Below are 2,954 nucleotides of genomic sequence, written 5' to 3'. Positions count from 1 at the left end.
AAAGGGCGGCGGTGCGTCTAAACCGGGGTCTTCCTCGGGGTTCCACCATGTTGGCGGCCCTTCATCGGGGTAATCGTCGTCGATTTGCGGGGTTTCGGCTGGCGGTAGCGCGTCGTTGAGGGCGTCAGCCAATAACTGCGTACAGTTATTGTCACAAGTCCAAGACAGATTATCCGTTAACTAAGCACAAAAAACCCCACAAGCATTAGCCCGTGAGGTTTTAATATCGCAACTATATTCCACTGGAAAGTTGTTAGATTAACATAACAACTTATGGGTCAGAGGGAACCTTTATATAGTACTTAGAAACGGTAGTCAGCACCAACCATTAAAGTTGAAAGTTTTACATCTTCGATTTTACCAAAGTGGGTGTATTCGGCACGTACTCCGAATTCTTTGCTAACAGCAAAACGCCCACCCAAACCAATCATCGGCTTAATTTTTGTTGTTTTGTCCATAGTGCCAGATACGCTAACAGTTTTAGAAAGTTTCGCGATATCGGAGGCAAATGTAGCATCAACACCGCCATTTAATTTAGCGGCAATTCTCGCCAGTCCCAGTCGTCCATACAGACTAAAGTTATCACTGACAGGGACAATTCCTAAGATAGAGGCATGCAAAGCATTCGCCTTCAATGTTGCATTTAAAGTAGCATTGCTCTTTAAATCTGCTGGGAGTGCATTAACATTTGTACCGCTTATTTTAGCGATATCAAAAACATTTAACTCTACAGGTTCACTCCCTTTTACGCTGCCAAAATCTCGATAACCTACTTCAACCGCAATATTCGGATGGAATTGGTAACCAGCGAAAACTCCCATCGCTGTTGAATTTTTCTTCAAATTGACTTCATCATTAACCACTTCACCTTGAATAGAAGGTGTTTTGACATTTGCACGGCCTAGATCAGCTCCAGCATAAAACCCTTCAGCAAGAACGGGAGCTGTAAGCGAAGCTGCGATAACCAATGACGAGATTTTCTTTTTCATTACATATTCCAGATGCATGTGTTTAGACTCACTACGTGGACATTTTGCTAAAAACATGCCACCTGCACAGGTACTTAGGATTTCTTGTATTGACTAACGAGAAACTTCATGTTCTTAGCAAAAGAACTTAGTTTTCAAAGCTAAATATTGCCGTAGCTTTGAAGGGCTTCATCTTATCATGATCTAACGTTCAAATATTGCTATGTAGTGATTTATTCTCGCGGCGCTTTTCGCTTTTATCGTCGCGGTTCTTGGTGTCGATCCAAAATATGGTATTCAAAGACCCCCAGCAAGCGCAGTAAGTTTTTTGACTGCAGCGAAGCCAATATGCCAGCAAAGCACCAACTAGGGACTGCCAATCGCTCGGGTTAGACAGCGCATTTTCCTCATAAACGGCGCACATGGCTTTCAAACAAATTCAGGCACCCACATCCATAAATCTGTGTAGACCAGGGCATTTTTCGTCCCGACGGCGGTCGAGCCCCGGTTCAAACCATGATGCCGTCGCCCCAGGCGATCCTGTCAGCAATCACCCGCTGCGCGTTGATCTGGATGGGTTCGCCCACCACGCGCACCAAGGTGAGGGTCTGCTGGGCAACGGCCTCCCCCCGACCGGGTGACAGGAAGGTCACGGGCCCGACCTCGATACACGAGACGTCGGTAACCGTCAGGCAGGCCGCCACGTTGTCATCGTCGCATTGCGGCGTCTCATCCAGGACACTGGGCAATCCCGTGGCAAAGCGGGTGTTGATGACGTGGCTATAGGTGGCCAGCGCCTCGTGATAGGTCGGCGTAGCCGTCAAATCCTGCAAGGCCAGGGCCGTGAGCAGGCGACGTAATGAGACCAAGAGACGCGGCTCATTGTCGAGTGCGGTCATGGCGGCCAGAACAGAGACGGTATCTTTCATCGGGGAGTCCCTTCATGCTTTCAGGCAAGCCGATCCCCTTGGCGACACAGGGGCGCTCAAAAATCGGCAGGTGGATGATTTAGTGCGGCTGCGCAAACGCCACCGGTGCAGGTAGGGGCGACACCTCGCTTAACGGCGCGCTTTGTCTATCACTCACTGGCTTTGGGTGCACTGTTGAAATTTAGCATACTGAATTCATCATTAGCAATCATACTAAATTATTTAGCGTTTAGTCTGCTAAATATGACCTTCCCAGCACGACTCAAAGAAGCCCTAGCCGAAAGCCCGTTTTCCCAGGGAGAAGTAGCGCGTCGTGCCGGCATCTCACCCGGTACGGTGACGATGTGGAAGAACGGCACCATCATGCATCCCGAGGCGCGGCATATCGCCAGCATCTCTAGGGTGCTGGGTGTGCATTCCGACTGGCTGATTGATGGAAAAAAGCCAAAGCGTCCTGGCGATCTAGCCGACCCACACGAGGCGGTTGTTGCCCCGCCTGGCTTTGTGACGCTGACTATCCCGGAAGCACTCAGTCCCCTGGTAAATGCTTGGGCAGACCTTTGCCTGACCACCCCCGTTAACCCTGCGGTGCTGGAATCAGTGACGGGTCTGGCCAACAGCTTAAACCCCGCCTTGAACCGCCACCGTACCGTCCCGCAGAAGGGTCGACGCAGCAAATAGTGCATATCGGTAGGATAATTGACCCTGGCAGCAGCGCAGCGTTACCAGGTGATGCGAACCCTGACACTCGGATTTTCTGGGTTTATGTGCACATTTCCGCCACCAGGGCGACGATGGAAATCGCTAGTTTCCATAACTGCTACTCTCATCGTGGCGCGGGGAAATATCCCACTCGGACGCCGGATAGATTTATGCAAGCCAACCACACCACCCAAAAATCATGGTTGCAAATAGGAGGGTGACCATAGATTGTTGCGGCTGACCGAAAACTGACCCAGCCAAAGTGCTAGTGCCGATTCAAAACTGACCCAGGTGTTCTACTTGCCCTGCCTAATTTCTAGGCAGGAGAGAAAGGGTGATCACCATGGAAATGTTA

The 2,954-nt window shown here is 50.2% G+C and carries 3 protein-coding genes; 1 reads left to right on the top strand and 2 read right to left on the bottom strand.

The features are described from left to right. Window positions 1-302 precede the first annotated feature (302 nt). Entirely contained in the window at window positions 303-989 is a 687-nt protein-coding gene (locus tag ACUHMQ_RS20420; RefSeq protein WP_445297288.1) for an outer membrane beta-barrel protein, read from the bottom strand. A gap of 488 nt (window positions 990-1,477) precedes the next feature. After that, the gene (locus ACUHMQ_RS20415) at window positions 1,478-1,897 is read right to left on the bottom strand and encodes a hypothetical protein (protein WP_445297287.1); all 420 of its coding nucleotides are present in this window, start codon (window positions 1,895-1,897) and stop codon (window positions 1,478-1,480) included. A gap of 243 nt (window positions 1,898-2,140) precedes the next feature. Here ACUHMQ_RS20415 and ACUHMQ_RS20410 point away from each other — a divergent pair, with 243 nt between their 5' ends. After that, window positions 2,141-2,578 carry a helix-turn-helix domain-containing protein gene (locus ACUHMQ_RS20410; RefSeq protein WP_445297286.1) on the top strand — a complete coding sequence of 146 codons (438 nt, stop codon included), beginning with the start codon at window positions 2,141-2,143 and terminating at the stop codon, window positions 2,576-2,578. Window positions 2,579-2,954: the final 376 nt, after the last annotated feature.

Source organism: Chitinimonas violaceus (assembly GCF_052601015.1).
Note: the sequence above shows the minus strand (reverse complement) of the source record. Positions and strands in the feature narration are given on the sequence as shown.

Coding starts and splice junctions, on each gene's coding strand:
- ACUHMQ_RS20420 (WP_445297288.1), bottom strand. CDS start 989: ATGAAAAAGAAAATCTCGTCATTGGTTATCGCAGCTTCGCTTACAGCT.
- ACUHMQ_RS20415 (WP_445297287.1), bottom strand. CDS start 1,897: ATGAAAGATACCGTCTCTGTTCTGGCCGCCATGACCGCACTCGACAAT.
- ACUHMQ_RS20410 (WP_445297286.1), top strand. CDS start 2,141: ATGACCTTCCCAGCACGACTCAAAGAAGCCCTAGCCGAAAGCCCGTTT.